The sequence below is a fragment of the Blautia faecicola genome, from assembly GCF_004123145.1.
Classification (GTDB): domain Bacteria; phylum Bacillota; class Clostridia; order Lachnospirales; family Lachnospiraceae; genus Oliverpabstia; species Oliverpabstia faecicola.
This window is the reverse complement of record NZ_SDKC01000001.1, coordinates 3,352,751-3,372,680: the sequence shown is the minus strand read 5'-3', so window position 1 is coordinate 3,372,680 and position 19,930 is coordinate 3,352,751. Positions and strand designations below refer to the sequence as shown.

General features: G+C 45.6%; 22 protein-coding genes. 17 read left to right on the top strand and 5 right to left on the bottom strand.

Annotated features, from left to right (window positions below):
* Window positions 1-77: 77 nt before the first annotated feature.
* From ETP43_RS15130 to ETP43_RS15095, 8 genes are all read left to right on the top strand, one after another.
* The gene (locus tag ETP43_RS15130) at window positions 78-245 is read left to right on the top strand and encodes a Flp1 family type IVb pilin (RefSeq protein ID WP_022398808.1); all 168 of its coding nucleotides are present in this window, start codon (window positions 78-80) and stop codon (window positions 243-245) included.
* A gap of 64 nt (window positions 246-309) precedes the next feature.
* Window positions 310-1,803, top strand: a complete 1,494-nt coding sequence (locus ETP43_RS15125; RefSeq protein ID WP_129259044.1) for a DUF5702 domain-containing protein — start codon at window positions 310-312, stop codon at window positions 1,801-1,803.
* 17 nt (window positions 1,804-1,820) lie between these two features.
* Window positions 1,821-2,687, top strand: coding sequence for a TadE/TadG family type IV pilus assembly protein (locus ETP43_RS15120; protein WP_129259042.1), 867 nt, complete (start codon window positions 1,821-1,823; stop codon window positions 2,685-2,687).
* Between the two features lie 20 nt (window positions 2,688-2,707).
* The gene (locus ETP43_RS15115; RefSeq protein WP_129259040.1) at window positions 2,708-3,103 is read left to right on the top strand and encodes a prepilin peptidase; all 396 of its coding nucleotides are present in this window, start codon (window positions 2,708-2,710) and stop codon (window positions 3,101-3,103) included.
* A 30-nt stretch (window positions 3,104-3,133) separates the two neighbouring features.
* Window positions 3,134-3,559 carry a TadE family protein gene (locus tag ETP43_RS15110; protein ID WP_129259038.1) on the top strand — a complete coding sequence of 142 codons (426 nt, stop codon included), beginning with the start codon at window positions 3,134-3,136 and terminating at the stop codon, window positions 3,557-3,559.
* 16 nt (window positions 3,560-3,575) lie between these two features.
* Window positions 3,576-5,078, top strand: a complete 1,503-nt coding sequence (locus ETP43_RS15105; protein WP_129259036.1) for a DUF6382 domain-containing protein — start codon at window positions 3,576-3,578, stop codon at window positions 5,076-5,078.
* 141 nt (window positions 5,079-5,219) lie between these two features.
* Window positions 5,220-5,936 (top strand): rhomboid family intramembrane serine protease, encoded by a 717-nt coding sequence (locus ETP43_RS15100; protein WP_022398814.1) that lies wholly within the window; start codon window positions 5,220-5,222, stop codon window positions 5,934-5,936.
* 175 nt (window positions 5,937-6,111) lie between these two features.
* On the top strand, window positions 6,112-6,525 hold the full coding sequence (locus ETP43_RS15095) for an HIT family protein (RefSeq protein WP_022398815.1): 414 nt from the start codon (window positions 6,112-6,114) through the stop codon (window positions 6,523-6,525).
* A 227-nt stretch (window positions 6,526-6,752) separates the two neighbouring features.
* On the opposite strand, the gene ETP43_RS15090 is transcribed toward ETP43_RS15095, so the two are convergent.
* The gene (locus tag ETP43_RS15090; RefSeq protein ID WP_129259034.1) at window positions 6,753-7,817 is read right to left on the bottom strand and encodes an undecaprenyldiphospho-muramoylpentapeptide beta-N-acetylglucosaminyltransferase; all 1,065 of its coding nucleotides are present in this window, start codon (window positions 7,815-7,817) and stop codon (window positions 6,753-6,755) included.
* A 281-nt stretch (window positions 7,818-8,098) separates the two neighbouring features.
* Here ETP43_RS15090 and ETP43_RS15085 point away from each other — a divergent pair, with 281 nt between their 5' ends.
* Entirely contained in the window at window positions 8,099-9,703 is a 1,605-nt protein-coding gene (locus ETP43_RS15085) for an MBL fold metallo-hydrolase RNA specificity domain-containing protein (RefSeq protein WP_129259032.1), read from the top strand.
* Window positions 9,704-9,798: 95 nt separating this feature from the next.
* Here the strand turns inward: ETP43_RS15085 and ETP43_RS15080 are convergent, their stop codons facing one another.
* Both ETP43_RS15080 and ETP43_RS18655 read right to left on the bottom strand, forming a co-directional pair.
* Complete coding sequence (locus ETP43_RS15080; protein WP_022398818.1) at window positions 9,799-10,041, bottom strand: TIGR03905 family TSCPD domain-containing protein; 243 nt, start codon at window positions 10,039-10,041, stop codon at window positions 9,799-9,801.
* On the bottom strand, window positions 10,038-10,205 hold the full coding sequence (locus tag ETP43_RS18655; protein ID WP_334295541.1) for a DUF6783 domain-containing protein: 168 nt from the start codon (window positions 10,203-10,205) through the stop codon (window positions 10,038-10,040). Before ETP43_RS18655 ends, ETP43_RS15080 begins: the two co-directional genes overlap by 4 nt.
* Between ETP43_RS18655 and ETP43_RS18650 the strand changes: the two genes are divergently transcribed.
* The 3 genes from ETP43_RS18650 (at window position 10,125) to ETP43_RS15065 (ending at window position 12,032) form a co-directional block, all read left to right on the top strand.
* Window positions 10,125-10,292, top strand: a complete 168-nt coding sequence (locus ETP43_RS18650) for a DUF6783 domain-containing protein (protein WP_334295540.1) — start codon at window positions 10,125-10,127, stop codon at window positions 10,290-10,292. The genes ETP43_RS18655 and ETP43_RS18650 overlap by 81 nt on opposite strands.
* Before the next feature lie 152 nt (window positions 10,293-10,444).
* Window positions 10,445-11,143, top strand: a complete 699-nt coding sequence (locus ETP43_RS15070) for a 5'-methylthioadenosine/adenosylhomocysteine nucleosidase (protein WP_129259028.1) — start codon at window positions 10,445-10,447, stop codon at window positions 11,141-11,143.
* Between the two features lie 211 nt (window positions 11,144-11,354).
* Window positions 11,355-12,032, top strand: a complete 678-nt coding sequence (locus tag ETP43_RS15065; protein ID WP_106491179.1) for a hypothetical protein — start codon at window positions 11,355-11,357, stop codon at window positions 12,030-12,032.
* 74 nt (window positions 12,033-12,106) lie between these two features.
* On the opposite strand, the gene ETP43_RS15060 is transcribed toward ETP43_RS15065, so the two are convergent.
* A complete protein-coding gene (locus tag ETP43_RS15060; protein WP_022171472.1) occupies window positions 12,107-12,370 on the bottom strand; it encodes a hypothetical protein in 264 nt (87 codons plus the stop codon).
* A 289-nt stretch (window positions 12,371-12,659) separates the two neighbouring features.
* Here ETP43_RS15060 and ETP43_RS15055 point away from each other — a divergent pair, with 289 nt between their 5' ends.
* Both ETP43_RS15055 and ETP43_RS15050 read left to right on the top strand, forming a co-directional pair.
* Window positions 12,660-13,355, top strand: coding sequence for a response regulator transcription factor (locus ETP43_RS15055; RefSeq protein ID WP_022171471.1), 696 nt, complete (start codon window positions 12,660-12,662; stop codon window positions 13,353-13,355).
* 21 nt (window positions 13,356-13,376) lie between these two features.
* On the top strand, window positions 13,377-15,815 hold the full coding sequence (locus ETP43_RS15050; RefSeq protein ID WP_129259026.1) for a histidine kinase dimerization/phospho-acceptor domain-containing protein: 2,439 nt from the start codon (window positions 13,377-13,379) through the stop codon (window positions 15,813-15,815).
* A 513-nt stretch (window positions 15,816-16,328) separates the two neighbouring features.
* On the opposite strand, the gene ETP43_RS15045 is transcribed toward ETP43_RS15050, so the two are convergent.
* The gene (locus tag ETP43_RS15045) at window positions 16,329-17,084 is read right to left on the bottom strand and encodes a YesL family protein (protein WP_129259024.1); all 756 of its coding nucleotides are present in this window, start codon (window positions 17,082-17,084) and stop codon (window positions 16,329-16,331) included.
* A 135-nt stretch (window positions 17,085-17,219) separates the two neighbouring features.
* Here ETP43_RS15045 and ETP43_RS17955 point away from each other — a divergent pair, with 135 nt between their 5' ends.
* The 3 genes from ETP43_RS17955 (at window position 17,220) to ETP43_RS15035 (ending at window position 19,910) form a co-directional block, all read left to right on the top strand.
* A complete protein-coding gene (locus ETP43_RS17955; protein ID WP_279222205.1) occupies window positions 17,220-17,354 on the top strand; it encodes a hypothetical protein in 135 nt (44 codons plus the stop codon).
* Window positions 17,355-17,476: 122 nt separating this feature from the next.
* Window positions 17,477-18,580 (top strand): ABC transporter ATP-binding protein, encoded by a 1,104-nt coding sequence (locus ETP43_RS15040; RefSeq protein WP_022171468.1) that lies wholly within the window; start codon window positions 17,477-17,479, stop codon window positions 18,578-18,580.
* Between the two features lie 244 nt (window positions 18,581-18,824).
* A complete protein-coding gene (locus ETP43_RS15035) occupies window positions 18,825-19,910 on the top strand; it encodes a PucR family transcriptional regulator (protein WP_129259640.1) in 1,086 nt (361 codons plus the stop codon).
* Window positions 19,911-19,930: the final 20 nt, after the last annotated feature.

Here is a 19,930-nt window from a genome sequence, read left to right as displayed (position 1 = left end):
GTTCACGAAACTCCTGTCTTGTATAATATGCGATTCTGACGATCAAAACACCTCCGGGCCGGAAAGGAGGGAAAACCATGGCACTTTTACAGAGATTTGTGCAGGAAGAAGACGCGCTGGGAACGGTAGAACTGATTCTGATCATCGTTGTTCTCGTAGGGTTGGTTGCGATCTTTAAAAAGCAACTGGTGAGTCTGGTCAATAACATTCTTGCGAAAATCACAAAACAAAGTAACAGCATCTAAACAGTAACGTATTAACCAAACACATATCAGTTACGACATATTTCCCAAAGAAAGAAGGTATCCCTTGAAGAAATCAGGAAGTATAACGGTATTCACCAGTCTTTTTCTGGCAGTCTTTCTGCTGGTCTTTCAAGTGCTTTTGCAGTCGGTACAGATTGCAGGAGGGCGCGTACAGGCGGAAGCCGGTGTGGAAGAAGGTCTGTATTCGGTATTTGCCGGGTATGACCGCGAACTGCTGGAAAGATACCATGTATTTATGGTGGATGGAAGTTATGGAACCGGCGTGTGGAAGCCGGAGCGCATGTATCGAACGGTAAAAAACTGTATGGAAGAGAGTTGCCGTCCGGGCGGAGTAGTAACAGGTGTTCGTGGGGAAAATCTGTGGAAATGTTCGTCCGTTTCGGGGGCAATTACCGCATACACACTGATGTCAGATCAACATGGACGTGGATACCGTGCGCAGGCGGTGGACTACATGAAGGAGACACTGGGGATTCAGGGGATACAGCTTCTTATGGAGAAGTACCGGCAGCAGAAAGATATTTTCGAAGAACAGGAGAAAGAAGGCAATGAGATCGATGTAAAACAGACGATGGACAGTTATGAACAGGCGAAAAAAGAAGCTGCGCAGAATCAGGATTCCGGTTCGGACAGTGAAAGTCAGCAGCGGACGGAGGTTTCGGTTCCTGCGGATTTTGTCAATCCACTGGATGTGATCCGCCAGTTACAGAAAAAAGGAATTCTGGCGCTGGTAGTTCCGCCGGGAAAAGAAGTGTCGCAGAAAGGGCTGGGAAAAGAAGAGTGGTTCAGTAAACGGGAAAAGCTTACCGGTATGGGAACGCCGTTTTATGGAACAGAAGAAAATACGCTTCTTGCAAAAGGGATCTTTCAGGCATATATGATGCAGCATCTTACCGATTATACCAGTACGGAACATATCTCAGATCCGCTTCGGTATCAGCTGGAGTATGTGATCGGTGGAAAAACTACGGATCAGGAGAATCTGAAAGCGGTGGTATACCGTCTTCTGGCAGCGAGAGAGGCTGCAAATATGATGTATCTGCTGCGGGATCCGACCAGACAGAGTGAGATTCATGAGATGGCACTTGTGATCTGCGCCGCAATAGGACTTCCGGCACTGGAAGGGATCGTAAGTCTTGCGTTACAGGCAGCATGGGCTTTCGGAGAGAGTCTGATGGATGTAAGACAGCTTTTAGCAGGAGGGAAGGTGCCGCTGGTAAAAACAGGAGCAACCTGGATGGTGTCGATCAATCAGCTGGCGAAGCTGACGGAATTGCTGAAAAATGGAAAATCTGTGGAACAAAAGGGTATGACTTACCACGAATATCTGGGGATTTTGCTGATGACCGGAAAGACGGATACACAGACAGAGCGAACGATGGATGTGGTGGGAGCGGTTATGCGGAGTCTGCCGGGAAAAGAAGGATTTCGCCTGGATCAGGGCGTGATCTATCTGGAGACAGAGATGGAAGTAAGCCTTGCAGGGAATACATTTTCACTGCTGAGAGATTATGGATACGCGATGGGAAACGGATGAAAGAGAGAAAGGAAAAAATGAGGAAAGGAATAAAGAAATACTCTCCGGGGATTGGAAAGAAAAGCAAAAATAAAAACAAAGGATCTCTTCAGGCAGCTTGCGAAAAGACGCGGAGAGTATCTCTTTGTTCCTTTCGGGCGGTGCTCACGGTGGAGGCGGCATTTGTTGTTCCGTTGTTTCTTCTGGCAATCTGTACGCTTTTAGGAATGATCGATCTGTATCGGGTGCAGGCGCTTGTGAGAACATCCCTGCATCAGAGTGCACAGGAACTCGGTATGTATGCCAGTGTGGAATCGGGCGACTCCGGGGTGAGTACGCCGGTGGGGGTGCTCTCTACCGGGATCTGTATTGCTTATACCAAAAGTCATCTGCCGGAGCTGGGTGATTATGTATCGGTGAATCTGATCGGATCGCGGTATGAAAATCATGAGATTCAGCTGAAAGCTACGATTACTTATCAGTTGCCGTTTTCGATACTTCCGGTGTCAAAGATCAAAGTGGGAAACGGCAGCGTGGTACATGCCTGGACGGGGTATGACTCCGGGGATACGGGGAAGACCGACGGGGGAGATGGGGACGAGATGGTTTATGTGTCGGATTATGAGAGCGTCTATCACACATCGGTGCACTGTACGCATCTGGATCTTTCGATTCATCAGGGAACGAAAGAGCAGGTGGAACGGCAGAGAAATGAATATGGAAAAAAATACCATGCCTGTGAACGGTGTGGAGGAGACAGCCATCTGGTCTATTATACGGAAAAAGGGGATCGTTATCACAGTGAGGCGTCCTGCAGCGGACTGAAACGGACGGTTCGACTGGTAGAAAAATCACAGATACAGGCACATACACAGTGTGAACGCTGTCGGGGAACAGGAAAGTAAATGTTTCGGAAAGGAAAAAGATGGAAGTATTGACAGCCGGTTATCTGCTGGTAAACAGCTGGACAGACTGGAGAAGAAAAGAAGTGGATAGTGTGTGGACCGTGGCAGTTGTTATTCTGACTGCATTAATATATGTAGGAACAGGTCAAAAACTTTGCTGGAGCGGACTGCTTCCCGGTATTTTTCTGTGGCTGGCATCTTTATGGAAGCCGGGACAGATCGGAAGCGGGGATGGAATTGTGCTGATGGGAATCGGCTGGATCCAGGGAATCCAGCAGGTATGTATGATTTTTCAGACAGCGATTCTTCTGGCGGCAGGTGCCGGGATCTGCATGCTGGCACTAGGAAAGGGAAGAAAAAAGGAGATTCCGTTTGTGCCGTTTTTACTGGCTGGTTATCTGATACAGTATCTTTGAGAGACAGAAAAAAACAGGGAGTGAACAGGTATGAACAGAAGAACAGATAGGCAAAGAAAAAGAGGTTCGCTTACCGTAGAAGCTTCGCTGGTAGTGCCGATGTGCGTCATGATTCTTGCTCTGTTGCTTTCTTTGACATTTTATGTATACCTTCGCTGCTGGTATACGCAGACTGCCTGTGAAGCAGCCGTGCAGGGGAGCGGATATGGCGTACTGGAGGGACGAAGCGGACAGGAGAAAGCAGAGAAAAAATGGGAAACAAGGCGCAGGGAGAGTGGATTTTCCGGACAGAATGTTACCGGTGGAGTAACCGGAAGCGGGAAGGAAGTACAGGTAAAAGTATCGGGTAAAGTGTCCGTGTGGGGAAGACAGAACCTGATATTTGAGACGGGAATCAGACAGAAGATCATAAGACCGGTGACATTTGTGCGAAAGGTGACAGCATTCCGGTCATAAAAAGAAGGTTTTGCGTATGAAAATGGATTACAGAAGAGATTTGCAGCATAATTATCTGGTGGCGGAGGACGGTGAGGATACGGAAAATTATATCACAAGAATGATGACAGAAAATCAGGTGCAGGGACTTCTGGGGTGTGAGTGCAGAAGGATGGATCAGAAGAAACTGTATTATTATGATATTACCTCGAAAATCTCTCTTGCGGAAAAATGCAGGTATAAAAAAATCAAAGGATCGGAAGTGCTTCTGGTTGTGCAGGGACTTTTACAGGTGTTGGTGCAGCTGGAGGAATATCTGATACCGGCAGATCGGATCTGTCTGGACTGGAATTATATTTATCTCGATCCGGCAAGCGGTCAGCCTTCGTTTTGCTGTCTGCCTGTGACGGAAAAGGAACTGGAGCAGGGAGTGCGGGAACTTCTGGAAGAACTGCTTCCCCGGCTGGATCATCAGGAGCAGGACGGGGTATCGGTAGTTTATGAACTGTATCAGTATGCGGTCCGGGAGTCATTTTCCGTGATGGAGCTGCAGGGCGTTCTGGAACGGCGGATGCTGGAACAGAGAAAATCGCTGCGAAGAGAATCACAGATGTATGGCGAGAAAGAAAACAGTTTTCCGTCGGAGGATGGGTATGCAAATACGGAAGAGGCAGGGCGGTCGTATCTCGCAGGGGAAAGAAAGAGTATACAGGAAGAAAGTGTCCGGTCATGGGAGAAGGAGAAACGAGCGGGTAAGAGTGCCGGTGGCAGGGAAGAAGAACAGTTCCGGACAGACAGGAGAAATCATGAACGGGCACTGGAAGATTTTTTCTCTGTGGAAGAAGAGGAGAACGAGACGGACCGGGAGCGGAATCTTCCGGTTGGACTGCTTGCGGGAATCTGCGCAGGGGTTCTGTATGGGCTGACCGGTTACGCCGTCTGGGAGTATTTTCCGGGGTATCTTGGCATCTGGGGAGCGATCGGAGTGATTGCAGCGTTAAGTTTTCTGATCTGGCAGGTGACAGTGAAGAGAAGAAAAAAAGAGGACAGTCAGATTGCAGAACAGTTTGCCATGTATCAGGAACCAGCCGGGAAATCACTGGATTTTCCCAAACAGGCTGTCGGGGAATGGGAAGAAAAAGAGGAAGAGGCAGAGGCAGAGGAAGTCTCCTCATGGGAAAACCGGATTCCGTGGGAGAATAACAACTATACGCAGCTCCTCTCCGCAGGAAGAAAAGAGGGAGGTCTGATCCTGAAAGAACTGCATCCGGTCAGCGGCAGGCAGTTCCGGATAGACAAAACACACCCAACGATCATCGGTCAGCTGAAAGATCAGGCAGATCTCGTTTTACCCTCCACAGCAGTAAGCCGGGTACACGCCAGCATCGAACAACGGGCAGGCAGCTGGTATCTGAAAGACCTCAACTCCCGCAACGGAACCTGGGTCAACGACCAGGAACTCTACGGAGAAGAAGAAAAAGAACTCACCACCGGCGACCAGATCCAGTTCGCAGATCTGGTGTATCGGGTGGAGATATAAAGTTATGGGAGATAACGCGGACAAGTGACACTATGGTTCATGGATTTTTCTTGTAAAACGCAAGACAGGGGCATATAATGAGGAAAAACGTTAACGGGGATGAGAAATAACCGTGACGGATACCTGACAGGAGGAATGCATATGAACCAATATCAGGATGACGACTGGCAGCAGGAGGAGCAGAGAAGGCGGGAAGCGTATTATCGGATGAACAGTCAGAACAGTAATACGCCGGATGCGCTGGAACAGATTTTCCGGGGACCTTTAAACTGGATGAATCTGTTGATGATTGGAATTAATATAGTAGTTTTTGTTATCATGGAAATACTGGGCAGCACAGAGGATACCGGGTTTATGTTGCAGTGGGGTGCTGCGTGCAGACCGTTGATCCTTGATGGGGAGTGGTATCGGCTGTTTACTTCTATGTTTCTGCATTTTGGGATTTATCATCTGGTGAATAACATGGCGGTGCTGTTGTTTATGGGAGATATGGTGGAAAAGGCAGTGGGACACTGGAAATACCTGATGATCTATCTTGGTTCCGGGCTGGTGGGTAATCTGCTGTCTCTGTACATGGATATCCAGTCGCAGAGCAATATCGTGAGCGCAGGTGCTTCCGGGGCGATTTATGGAATTATCGGCGGCGTTTTTGTTCTGATGATCAAAAACAGAAAGCAGGTAAGAGAAGTGGTGATTCGGCGGCTGGTGTTTGTCATTGCGGTTACAATCTACTACGGCTCGCAGGCGGCACAGATCGATAATGCAGCTCATGTGGGCGGGCTGATCGGCGGAATTGTGCTGACCGTACTGTTTACTTTACATTGGAATCACAGCAGAAAAGGGTATGTCGCAGAATAGCCGGATTTATTAGTGTTCAATGGTAATATCCCGCGAAGTGTGTTACTGGGCGTGGAGTGAACGGTAATGATGATTTTTTCAGTTAGTAAAAAAGAACGCAAGATGACTGGAAATTTTCTGACAATGCGTGTATCATGGTAAGAAAAAACAACACAAAACGGAGAGGAGAATAAAAATGAGTGATTGTATTTTCTGTAAAATTGCCGGTGGAGATATTCCGTCCGCTACACTGTATGAGGATGATGATTTTCGTGTGATCCTGGATCTTGGTCCTGCAACAAAAGGACATGCACTGATCCTTCCGAAACATCACTACGCAAACCTGTATGAGATCCCGGAAGAGATGGCTGCGAAAGCAATGGTTCTGGCAAAGAAGATGGCTACTGCCATGACAGAAGCACTGGGATGTGACGGCTTCAATATCGTACAGAACAACGGTGAAGTAGCAGGACAGACTGTATTTCACTTCCATATGCACCTGATTCCGCGTTATAACGGTGATCAGGCAGGTATCACCTGGAAACCGGGCGAGCTGAAAGATGAAGTGAGAGATGAGATTGTTGCGAAAGTGACAGCTGCACTGAAATAATTTTCGAAAATGAGAAAAGTGACAGCTTAGAAGAAAACAGTAAAGAAAACTAGGCAATAAAAATGGTCCATTGGATCAATGATTGATATAAAACAGAACGAAAACGGACAGGATGATAAGCAGATATGACTTATCATCCTGTCCGTTTTATAAAATACATAAGCAATTCACATATATAAGAACCAGCTTTTGCTTGTGAAATATTCAAATCACAAATCAGAAATCACTTACTTCGCACAATCCCACAGCATCCCAACAATCTTACCGATGGAATCCATTTGGCTGCTCTTGCTCATCGCCTCGATATACTGTTCCCGGTTCGCATACAGGTCACGGATTGTCTGCAACAGTTTTTCGTTGGTGATCTCTTCTTCTTCCAGAACTTTGCTGTAACCCAGTTTTTCAAAAGAACGGGCATTCAGGATCTGGTCACCACGGCTGGCGTTGGCGGAAAGCGGGATCAGCAGGTTTGGTTTCTTTAAGGCACTGATCTCACAGATCGCATTGGCTCCGGCACGGGAAATTACGAGGTCGGACAGAGCGAAGAGATCAGAAAGTTCATCTTTAATATATTCATACTGTACATAACCTTCTGTATCGGTAAGAGAAGTATCCAGTTTGCCTTTTCCGCAAAGATGGATCACCTGGAAATCTTTTAACAGATCCGACAGGATATTGCGGACTGCGGTGTTGACAGCAACGGAGCCAAGGCTTCCGCCGATGATCATCAGTACCGGTTTTCCGGCTTTCAGTCCGGTAAAGCGAAGAGCGGCTTCCGGATCACCCTGCAGAAGTTCCTGACGGATCGGAGTTCCGGTAAGAACCGCTTTATCGGCAGGAAGTTTGCTGACAGTCTCCGGGAAGTTACAGCATACTTTCACAGCGGAAGGGATACACAGCTTGTTGGCAAGTCCGGGAGTCATATCGGACTCATGAATGATCGCCGGAATCTTACAGCGCTTTGCTGCAATGACAACAGGAACGGTAACAAATCCTCCCTTGGAGAAAACAACATCCGGTTTCAGCTTTTTCAGCAGTTTTCTTGCCTCGGAAAATCCTTTCAGCACACGGAACGGATCGGTGAAGTTCTTCATATCAAAATAACGTCTTAATTTACCGGAGGATATTCCATAATAAGGAATTCCCATCTCTTCGATCAGCTTCTTTTCAATTCCGTTATAGGAACCGATATAAGAGATTTTAAATCCTTTTTCTTTCAATGCGGGAATCATAGCGATGTTTGGTGTTACATGCCCTGCGGTACCGCCGCCGGTAAGTACGATATGTTTCATAATGTCCTCCTGAATACATAATACGCTCCCGGAATCTTTTGCCGTCTGCTTTTACGGCTGATTTTCCGAAAGTACATTAGTAGAATCAATGTTTTTACATATAATATTTTTAATAGTTTCATTGTATCTTATTAAGAAAAAAAGTCAAGAAACCCGCAATTATTAAAAGAAAATAAACCGGCAAAGTTATTTTGCATTTCTATATGTATGCGCGTATAATAAGAATATAGAAGTGAAAACGTGATAAAATTCTGAAAAGTAAAACAGAAGGAGGGGTTTTTATGAAGATAACGTTCGTGGGTGCGACACATGAAGTTACAGGAAGCTGTTATTTTCTGGAAGCCGCCGGTAAAAAGTTTCTGGTGGATTTTGGAATGGAGCAGGGACCGGATAATTTTGAGAATATACCGATCCCGGTGCCGGCTTCGGAGCTTGATTTTGTACTGCTGACACATGCACATATCGATCACTCCGGAAAACTTCCGGTTCTGTATGCAGAGGGGTTCCGGGGAAATATTTATACGACCTATGCCACCGTGGATCTGTGCGAGATCATGCTTCGTGACAGTGCACATATCCAGATGTTTGAAGCAGAATGGAGAAACCGGAAAGGACAGCGATCCGGCAAGGAACCGGTACAGCCGCTGTATGATATGAACGATGCGCAGGGAGCCATCTCTCATCTGGTGGGCTGCCCATATCAGCAGATTCTGGAACTGGCAGACGGGATTCAGGTGCGTTTTGTAGATGCCGGACATCTGCTTGGCTCGGCAAGTATTGAACTGTGGCTGAAAGAGGATGATGTGGAGCGGAAAATCGTATTTTCCGGAGATATCGGAAATAAGAATCAGCCATTGATCAAGAATCCGACCTATCTGCAATCTGCGGATTATGTGGTGATGGAGTCCACCTATGGTGATCGCAGCCACGGACCGCGGGTAAGTTATGAAGAGGAACTTGCCAAAGTCATCCAGAGAACCTTTGACCGGGGCGGCAATGTGGTGATTCCTTCATTTGCCGTGGGAAGAACGCAGGAAATGCTGTACTTTATCCGTAAGATCAAGGCGGATCATATGATACAGGGACACGATGGCTTCCCGGTATTTGTGGACAGTCCGCTGGCGGTGGGAGCAACAACTATATTTAATGAACATCACAAAGACTGTTTTGATGAAGAAGCGATGGAACTGGTAAATAAAGGGATCAACCCGATCACATTTCCGGGATTGAAACTTTCCATCACCAGTGAAGAGTCCAAATCCATCAACTTTGATGACCGTCCGAAAGTCATCATTTCAGCCAGTGGCATGTGTGATGCCGGCAGGATCAAACATCACCTGAAACATAATCTGTGGAGACCGGAGTGCACGGTTCTGTTTGTTGGTTATCAGGCAATCGGTACGCCGGGACGGGCACTGGTAGAAGGTGTAAAAGAAATCAAACTGTTTGGAGAAGAGATTCAGGTCAATGCCGAGATCAAAGTTCTTCCGGGTGTCAGCGGTCATGCGGATAATGAGGGACTGATGGAATGGGCAGGAGCCTTTGCGGAAAAACCGAAACAGGTATTTGTGTGTCATGGAGAAGACACCTCCTGTCAGGTATTGACGGGAAGACTCGAAGATGAACTTCACTATACGGCGATGGCACCATACAGCGGAACCATTTATGATCTGAAAGAAGCCGCATTTATCAGTTGTCCGGAAGGTGTGGTGATCCGCAAACAGGAGACCAAACCGCAGTCGAAGAGTTCGAGTGTATACCAGAGGCTGGTGGCAGCCGGTCAGCGTCTGCTTACCGTGATCCGGCATAACGAAGGCGGAGCGAACAAAGATCTCGCCAAACTGACCAGCCAGATCAATAATCTGTGTGATAAATGGGACAGATAGACCTGAAAAATAAAGAAAAAAGCCCCTGTACAGAAGGCGACACATCCGAAAATGACCTCCGGTTGTGCGGCCTTCTGACAGGGGTTTTTAAACTCTTACTGGTTCAGAGCTTCTTTCAGCGCTTTTGCCAGCTGGTCCGGACATGAAGTGGATTTGAAACCACAGGTAGTTCCCTCCAGACGGTTGATGACATCCTGTGCATCCTGACCTTCTACCAGAGCTCCGATTCCTTTCAGGTTACCGTTGCATCCGCCGGTAAAACGTACATTGTATACTTTGCCGTCTTTCAGATCAAAATCAATCTGAGAAGAACAGGTTCCTTTTGTCTTGTATGTCATGATAATTCCTCCTTTGTTTTTGCTGTACCGCTAGAGCGTGTTTGAAAAATCATTCCTGCAATCTGCACGCCCCACTTTGCGGCATATTTTACCTTCATTCGGTTGACGTAGCCCGCTACGCCGCCCTCATTCAGGAAAAATCTCCCACAAACTGTGACGCACATCTTGCAGAAAGCCTTTTTCAAACACGCTCTAGGGTACATTTAAGTTCGCAAGATATTATAACAAATGTCAGACCTGATTTCCAGTAGAGAAAGTAAAATGGAAGGAAAAGGTTGAGGAAAAAATGAGGCTTTGTTATAATAAAAAACAGGTGTAAACTCCGAAAGATCGGGAGAAGACCGGAATTACAGTGGGTATGACTACTTTTTATAAAGAATAAGAAAGAAACGAGGAGAGAAAAATGAACAGAATCGGAATTATCGGAGCAATGGAGCTTGAAGTAGAAGAACTGAAAAGCCAGATGGAAGAGGTTACCGTAAAAGAAAAAGCTTCCATGGAATTTTATCAGGGTACATTAAACGGAAAAGAAGTTGTCGTAGTACGTTCCGGAATCGGTAAGGTAAATGCAGCTGTCTGCACACAGATCCTGGTGGATGATTTTCAGGTAGAAGCGGTGATCAATACCGGAATCGCCGGATCCCTGAAGGCAGAGATCAACATCGGTGATATTGTTGTGTCTACCGATGCTTTGCAGCATGATATGGATGCCAGAGAATTCGGCTATCCAAAGGGCCAGATTCCACAGATGAATGTATTTTCTTTTAAAGCAGATGAGACACTCCGTAAAGTAGCTGTAGAATGCTGTAAGAAAGCGAACCCGGATATTCAGGTGTTTGAAGGAAGAGTGGTCAGCGGTGACCAGTTTGTGGCAAGCAGTGAAGTGAAGGATGAACTGATCCGTGAATTTGCAGGAAGCTGTACTGAGATGGAAGGAGCAGCGATCGCTCAGGCGGCCTACTTAAACTATGTTCCGTTTGTTGTTCTGCGTGCCATTTCTGATAAAGCGGATAACAGTGCAACCATGGATTATCCGACATTTGAAAAAGCGGCGGCACGTCACTGTGCGAATCTCGTGAAAGAGATGGTAAAAGCACTGTAAGAAAAGGATTTGTCATGATAAAAACCTGTAAGAATTTGACGAACGATTTTAGTTTCAAATCAGGTATGTGGAGGATATAATATTTCCAGAACATCGTTTTGCAAATGCACGATTTTCGGATCCGGCGATCGGGGATGCGGGATGGACAGGCGTTTGTGGGAGGATGTGAAAAGTGACTGCCAATTCAGTATTGAAATAAGGGGGTACGGAAATGCTGCATATTTGGATGGAACAAAATGTGTTGTTTTACGGGATGATCGGAGCGGGAATTCTTGGAATCCTGTGTATGTTTATGGTCGACCGTTTCTACGGCAGAGCTATACGGGATGTACGCAGGATAACAGAACCGAAAGGAAAATGGACAAAAGAATTCCTGAACCAGTATCAGATGCGTCTGACGAAAGAGCAGGAGATCAATAATCCGGAGGCGTTTGTGAGGACGCAGCTTGCCAGGGGAAAAACATTGGGAATCGGGATACAAAAGTGGAAGCAGGGAATCGGCTACAGCGCGGTTCTGTGCTTCCTTTTGATTCTGACAGCTGTCTATGGGACTTACCGCTATGAGCAGGCACAGCTGTTGCGCTACGAGTATGTACTGACCGGGGCGGGAATCTTCGCCCTGTTACTTCTGATGAAGCAATTTATGGGCTTTATGAATAAAGAAGATATGATTCTTGACGGTCTTCTGGATTATATGGAAAATACCCTGCCCGCCAGAAAACCGGTGCCGGACGAGCAGGCACTGAAAGAGCAGACCAGAGAGGAACTGATCGATAAAGTAACAGAGGGGATTCGGCAGACGGCGGCAAGTGAGACAAAATTTTCTCATATGCTGACACCGGAGGAAGAACATATTATGCGGGAGGTGATTCGCGAATATCTGATCTGAGCAGAATGATAACCTGCTACCTTCATAAAACAGGCAGACACCGGCATGCAGTGTCTGCCTGTTTTTCATACCAACTACTCTTCAATCACTTCAATTTCCAGATAATCAAAATCGATCGTCTCAATAAAATTATCGGAGGTAAACCGGGTTTTATCGTGGCGTTTAAAATCCATAATATTATTGTCCAGCCAGATCGGTTTGCTCAGATCCCAGAGGTAACAGATCTCTTCGAGAGACTGGAAGATCTTATGGGTCCTCGTGTCATCTGTATCGTTGCAGATCACGGTGTCTTTCATCATGTGATTATCGGTCCATATTTTTCCCCATAAACGAAACATTGTCAAAGTCTCCTTTCCCAAAACAAAAACGGTGAACTAAGTATATCGGAAAATGCTCTTTCTGTAAAGAAAAGAAAACTATTGCGGTTGCTGAGCACGGAGTGAACAGTAACACGACTTCAGCTGTAAGATGTTTGTAAGTTTCGTTTGATGCAAAGATGTGATATGATAAAATCGTACATAAAACAGAAATTTAAAATATCTTAAGATTTTCCCTATCCTGAAAACAAGATTTCCCTGATAAACTGACAGCGTAAAAGGAAAGAGGAAGAAGAAATGAGGTGAAGAAATGTTCAATATTCTTGTGTGCGATGATGATAAAGAGATTGTGGATGCCATTGATATTTATCTGTCACAGGAAGGATATCACATTTTAAAGGCGTACGATGGACTGCAGGCCATCGAAATCATGAAAAAAGAAGAAGTGCATCTGATCCTTCTGGATATTATGATGCCGAATCTGGATGGGATCCGGGCTACGCGTAAGATCCGGGAGACCAGCAGTGTGCCGATTATCATGTTATCTGCCAAGTCAGAGGATGTGGATAAGATCCTTGGGCTGAACATCGGTGCAGACGACTATATTACAAAACCATTTAACCCGCTGGAACTGATCGCCAGAGTAAAATCTCAGCTGAGAAGATATACGCAGCTTGGAAATCTGGCGACAGAAGAAAAAGAGGCGGTATACGTATGTGGCGGTCTGGTGGTCAACGATGATCTGAAAACTGTTACGGTGGACGGGGAGCCGGTAAAATTAACCCCGATCGAGTATAATATTTTAGTGCTGTTAATTAAAAATCAGGGAAAAGTTTTTTCTATTGAACAGATTTACGAAAATATCTGGAACGAAGAGGCGATTGGAGCGGACAACACAGTAGCCGTACATATCCGGCATATCCGTGAAAAAATCGAGATCAATCCGAGAGAACCCCGCTATCTGAAAGTAGTCTGGGGAATCGGCTATAAGATAGAAAAGATGTAACCCTCCGTGGGAGGCTGCAAAATGGAAGAGAAAAAACAAAGAAACAAATTTTATTCTGCCTGGGCAAAAGGAATCGTAATCGCGTTGTTTCTGACAGCGGTTGCCTGTTTTTCCGTCTTTGCCATGATCTTTGGCGGTCTGATGCGCCAGGGCTTCAGCTGGGAAGAGCTGACAAGCAATTATAACAACGGGAAAAATTATCTGGAGACTCAGGATTGTGGACAACGGATGGCTTCACAGGTAAATAAAGTCCGTAACGCACTGCATGACGGAAAGCCGTTTTTAACAAAAGGAAAACTGGATAAGACCAAGCTGGTGGATATTACGAGACTGGATGCAAAAACCAGCCAGCAGAATCCGGCAACTACCTATACCGTAGAAAATCTTCTGGAACTGAAGGATAATGGTCTTTGGGATGAGTTTCAGGATGCGATCTGGAATGCGGGCAATGGCTTTTATGAAGATTACTATGAAGACGATTACTATGAAGACGACGAAGAGTTCGGGGTAGACGGAGAAGATGAAAAAGCCACTGAGGCTGATGCAAGTGACGATGAGAATGTAGATATCAGTGATTACACACCGCGTTTCCGCTATCTTTACAACTATGCAAGAGATTTTGAAACTGTACTTCCGGAATCCGGAGAGACTCTGGCGGAATATGCCAGAACCAATCCGAAAAAGGTATCTCTGTTTGAACTGTATCAGCAGTTATCGGATGCCATTGCCCAGCTGACCTCTTATCAGCACGGGATCAAGATGGATGATAAGACCAATGTAATCTTCATGATACAGAATCTGGACAATCAGGTAGTGTATACTAATGTGACAGAATGGGCAGATGGGGATGTGAATCTGAGGGATCTGGAAGATGTGCCGGTATTTGTAGCAGAAAGAGAAGACGGAAAACTGAAAGATGTATCCGACAATGATACAGATGCCGGAAAGTGGATCTATAACTATTTTCAAAATGATCCCGTAACCGGAAAAAATGAGAAAATCATAGTTTCTGTAGATGTATCATTTCCTTATTCCGATGAGGTCTCCGCTGCGTATGTATCCTATGAAAATTACGCAGGCTGGGGCAGTGGGCTGGCAATCGGCATGCTTATCAGTTTTGTTGCCGGTATCCTGTTCCTGCTTATCATTACTCTGCAAAGCGGTCTGGTATGCCGGGACAGAGAAGCGCATACCATGATCGCAGACCGTATCCCTGCCGAGGTGATGCTTGCGATCTGCGGTATGGCACTGATCGGTATGGTCGGTATAGCGGGATTAGGGCTGACAGGAAGCGGCAATCCTACAGACGGCTTTTGGCTTACCGTTATAACTACCGGGGAAATTCTTGGTGCGGCGGTATTTCTCGGAGCGTATCTCAGCGTGATCCGCCGTTGGAAAGCAAAGAAGCTGTGGAGATCCAGTTTTTGTTATACCATCGTGAAAAGCTGTAAGAAAGTGTATATGGCACGTACAACTTCCGGGCGGATGATCGTGGCATTTGTCGGACTGGTGTTAATGAACTATCTGCTGGCAGTTCTTTTCGGCGGATTCGGTCTGATCCTGCTGTTTTTGGCAGACGGTGTGGTTCTTTTGTATATGATCCGGGAAAATGCAGGACGTCAGGTGATCTATGATGGCCTTGCAAGGCTGGCAAGCGGCCAGCTGGATTATAAGATCGATGAGAAAGATCTGACAGGTGATAACCGCCAGATGGCTGCGGCTGTCAATCGTGTAGGCGAAGGTCTGCAAAATGCAGTGAAGGAAACGCTGAAAAGTGAAAGACTGAAAGCGGATCTTATCACCAATGTATCTCATGATATCAAGACACCGCTTACGTCTATTATCAATTATGTAGATCTTCTGAAGAGAGAGGATATCCAGGATCCGAAGATCCGGAGCTATATCGAAGTGCTGGATAACAAATCAAAACGGCTGAAACAGCTGACAGAGGACCTGGTGGAGGCGTCGAAAGTCAGCTCCGGTAATGTGGTGCTGGATATGAAACCTATCCGCTTCGGAGAACTGATCCGACAGACAAATGGGGAGTTTGAGGAGAAGTTTGCAGCCAGGGGACTGCAGATGGTCTGCAAGATGGATGAGGAGCCACTGGTGATCATGGCAGATGGCCGCCGGATGTGGCGTGTTGTGGAGAATCTTTATAATAATATTACCAAGTATGCCATGCCGAATACGAGAGTGTATGTGGAGGCGAAAAGGGTCGGCTGCAGAGTCGTGCTGGGGATCAAAAATATCTCGGAAAACCCGTTGAATATCAAGGCGGAGGAACTGACGGAGCGTTTTATCCGTGGGGATGTGTCGAGAAGCACGGAAGGAAGCGGACTGGGCTTGTCGATCGCCAAGAACCTTGTGGGATTGCAGGGGGGAACCTTTGATATTTACCTGGATGGGGATTTGTTTAAGGTTGTGATTACGTTTGAGGCGGTGGATAAAGAGAGTTAGATAAGGGTTGTATAAGGAGGACGCGTCAGGCTCCCGGTGGGTGTGTATGGGCAACGTGGGCAGGGCAACTTTGAGCTAGCCGCTAACTTCGGCTATATTCACGAGGGTCAGCGGACCCTCGCGAAAGCCTACGTAAGCGTCGGATCTCAAAGTTTGCCCTAACCGCCCACAAAGTGTTGCCCATACACACCCGCCGGGAGCCTGACGCTGACTTTGGCGGATAGCTGCTTGTATGAGCTGAACGGATCCTATAATTGTAGTGCAGTTGAGCAGGAAGCAGGGAAGGCACCGTTACAGAATCCTAGAGTGTGGCTGAAGAATCATTTCCGTAAACTGGGACTCGCAGTTCACTCTTGTTTATTGGAGAGGTGAATGATGAGTGGAATGTTAAAATGTATAGTCTAATAAAAAAACGTGTGATCGGTAAATCGTAAATGATCTACCGGTCACACGTTTTTTGTTGCCAAGCATACGATAAAAAGGTCCGGTGGACCTTTTTTAGTGGTTTCGAGATTAGTGAGTTTCGTCCTCGTTCTCCTTTTCGTCCTCCACCGGCAGTTCTGTCGGGTGCAGGTTGGAGAATACGCTGGTGTCGATGGCTTTTTCTTCGCCGTTTTCTTCGGTATCTTTTCCGGCATCCTCAGGGATGTAGTTGTCGAAGAGTTTTACAAAGAAGCGGGAATTCATATATGCCACGGTGGCAAATCCGAGCATGATGTAGAACAGGATCATGAATGGAAAGGCCTGTGCAACAAAGATTCCAAGCAATACAGGTGCCGCAGTGATCACCATCATCAGTATGGTATACGGAAGATGGCGGATGGACATCAGAATGGAATTGCGAAACAGATTTTTGGTAGTGTTGAAGAACTTTGCAAGTACCGGGTAGATCCATAAAAACAGCATGGCGTAGACGAACAGTGCTGCTACAAATATATAGGAAAAGATCCGGTATACAGCTCCCTGACCGGACATCATCCGGCAGAAGTACAGATCGAATGCCAGGACGATACCAAGCAGCAGCATAATGATCTGAATGACAATTCCCTGTTTCAGGTTCTGCTTAAAGGAATGGAAGAATCCTTTTACCACATAAGATTCTTCGTTGCGTGCCATCTTCAACGTGATGTAATACATGGCCGCGATCGCCGGCCCCGCAGTAACCACCGGGATACAGCAGACAATACATAAGAGATTCAAGATCATGAGATCAGCGACCCTGCCCATGAAGGAGAAAAACTTGTTGTCCGGATTAAAGATGTTGTTCATAGCAAATTGCCTCTTTTCTTCGATTTTCCGTAACTGTTCAGTACTTTCTCAGTTACAGTTTTTCTTAATAGCGATATACGCAATGATTGTCATCAGTATAGCGAATTCAATACTAAAAAGCAAGGAAAAAGGGGGATGAAAGTATTAAAAAAGTATAATCAAAAAACGGTTCGTCAAAGTGACCATGAAAGGATGAAAAAAATTGGTCAAAATGCCATAAAGGAGCGGAATCCAAAAAATCAACACACATTTGTTACAAGGTCATGGTAGAAACTTTGTATAATTCGGTTATGGTCAAAAAGAGGTCTTTCCGATATACTAAGTACAGTCGCAAGGCACGGTGCCTTGAAAAAAACGAACATTACTTATTTGACTAGTAGGAGGAATTAATTATGGCAAGTTTATCATTACAGCACATCAATAAAACATATCCGAACGGATTTGAAGCTGTTAAAGATTTTAACCTGGAAATCGCTGACAAAGAGTTCATCATCTTCGTAGGACCATCCGGATGTGGTAAATCTACTACACTTCGTATGATCGCTGGTCTGGAAGAAATCAGTGGTGGTACACTGAAGATCGGTGATAAAGTAGTAAATGATGTAGAACCAAAAGACAGAGATATCGCAATGGTATTCCAGAACTACGCTCTGTATCCTCATATGACAGTATATGATAACATGGCATTTGGTCTGAAACTGAGAAAAGTTCCGAAAGATCAGATCGATAAAATGGTTAAAGAAGCAGCTAAGATCCTGGATCTGGAAAAACTGTTAGACCGTAAACCGAAAGCTCTGTCCGGTGGTCAGAGACAGCGTGTAGCTATGGGACGTGCTATCGTACGTGATCCTAAAGTATTCCTGATGGATGAGCCTCTGTCAAACCTGGATGCTAAACTGCGTGTACAGATGAGAACAGAGATCTCCAAACTGCATGAAAGACTGGGTGCTACTATTATCTACGTAACACATGACCAGACAGAAGCTATGACACTGGGTACCAGAATCGTAGTTATGAAAGATGGTGTTGTTCAGCAGGTAGATACACCTCAGAACCTGTACAATGCTCCAGGAAACCTGTTTGTAGCCGGATTCATCGGATCTCCTCAGATGAACTTCCTGGATGCAACTGTAAAAGTTAACGGAAAAGACGTTACTCTGCAGGTAGGTAACTACAGCCTGAAACTGCCGGAAAACAAAGCAAAAGCTCTGATCGATGGCGGATATGATGGAAAAACTGTTGTTATGGGTATCCGTCCGGAGAACGTAACAGACGATGCTACAGCTTTCCCGGAAAGCACAGTAGAAGCTAAGATCAACGTATACGAGCTGCTGGGTGCAGAAGTATTCCTGTACTTCGATGTTGAAGGCTTCAACATGACAGCCCGTGTAGATCCTCATACAACATCCAGAACTGGTGATACCGTTAAATTCGGTCTGGATATGACAAAAGTTCATGTATTCGACAAAGAAACAGAACTGACAATCACCAACTAGTCAAAAGTAAACATACATGGTGCCGATTCCTTCGGGAGTCGGCACTTTTTGTGTCTGTATATTCAAAAACACTTTAGTAAACTATTGCATTGATTTATTGCAATTTTGCGGAAAATACGATATTATGTAACTATTCGAGTAAACAATTCGAGAGTTCATATTCTACGGGTTTCCGGCGATATATCCCGGACCTGAGAAACAGAAGAATGATAACAGAGAAGTAAAAATGAGAGGATGTGAGCATTTGGTTTCAAATCAGGTTTTACAGAAAACAATCGATGAACTTCGGGCAATCACCAGGATTGACCTGTGTGTGCTGAGTCTGGAAGGACAGAAAGTGGCTTCAACCTTCAGCGAAGAGGGGTTTGAACCGGAATATGTAAGAGAATTTGTGAAATCACCGGCAGACAGTCAGGTACTGCAGGCGTATCATTTCTTTAAAATATACGATGATCAGAATGTGGAATACGTTCTGGTGACAAGCGGTGGAAGCGAAGATGCATATATGATCGGAAAGATCGCTGTATGCGAGATTCAGAATCTGATCGTTGCCTATAAGGAGCGCCTGGATAAGAATAATTTTATCCAGAACCTGCTTCTGGATAACCTTCTTCTGGTGGATATCTACAATCGTGCGAAAAAACTCCGGATCGATACAGAGACGAGAAGAGTTGTATTTATTGTAGAGACAAAATATGAAAAAGACAACAGTGCGATGGAGACAATCAAGAGTCTGTACGCATCAAAACCGAAGGATTATATCACAGCAATCGATGAGAAAAATATCATCATTGTAAAAGAGATCAAGGAAGCGGAGACTTATGAGGATCTGGATCACGTTGCAAAAACGCTGGTAGATATGCTGAATGTAGAAGCCATGTCACAGGTTCGCGTATCCTATGGAAATATCATCCATGAGATCAAGGATGTTTCCCGTTCGTATAAAGAAGCAAAGATGGCGCTGGAAGTAGGAAAGATCTTCTATGCAGATAAGATCATCGTTCCATATAACAATCTGGGTATCGGTCGTCTGATCTATCAGCTGCCGATTCCGCTGTGCCAGATGTTCATGAAAGAAGTATTTGGAGAACAGCTGCCGGATACCTTTGATGAGGAAACGCTGACCACCATTAACAAATTCTTTGAAAATAACCTGAATGTCTCTGAGACATCCAGACAGCTGTATGTACATCGTAACACACTGGTATATCGTCTGGAGAAACTGCAGAAGAGTACCGGACTGGACATTCGCGTATTTGACGATGCCCTTACCTTTAAGATTGCCATGATGGTAGTAAGCTACATGAAATACATGGAAACTCAGGATTAATCGAACCAAGAGGAGGATTA